This window comes from Rhizobium ecuadorense (genome assembly GCF_001187535.1).
In the GTDB taxonomy this organism is placed as follows: Bacteria; Pseudomonadota; Alphaproteobacteria; order Rhizobiales; family Rhizobiaceae; genus Rhizobium; species Rhizobium ecuadorense.
In genome coordinates this window covers 1-331 of record NZ_LFIO01000800.1, presented here as the reverse complement: position 1 = coordinate 331, position 331 = coordinate 1, and the positions used below count along the sequence as shown (strand labels likewise).

Genomic DNA, 331 nt, shown 5'->3' with positions numbered 1-331 from the left:
GGCAGCGTCAGATGTGTATAACACACCGCGCCGTAGCTTCTGCACTTGAGATCGAAAGCCTGGCGACGAAGAAACTGACAAGAACAGCCTCAGCCCTAGGGTGGGCAAAGACGAGGGCTGTAGGAGAATTGGGCGAAATCAGTGGCAACACGGGAGCGGGCAATTTACATGGCAGAATAACTGACAAGCGGATATCGCGGGAGGATGCCGCAGCTTCGATCGCAAAAGCCTCCGCATCGAGAACCCAAGCGGAACGTGCCGTATCGAAATAGCGGAAATCGCGCTGCCTCAGCGTCAAGCTCGCCGTCTTCGTCTCGCCAGGCTGCAGATG

Annotated in this window: 1 protein-coding gene; it reads right to left on the bottom strand. The window is 56.8% G+C overall.

Annotated features, from left to right (window positions below):
• Window positions 1–7: 7 nt before the first annotated feature.
• Window positions 8–331: fibronectin type III-like domain-contianing protein (locus AF337_RS14075; protein ID WP_244471257.1), on the bottom strand; the 324-nt coding region annotated here is incomplete at its 5' end.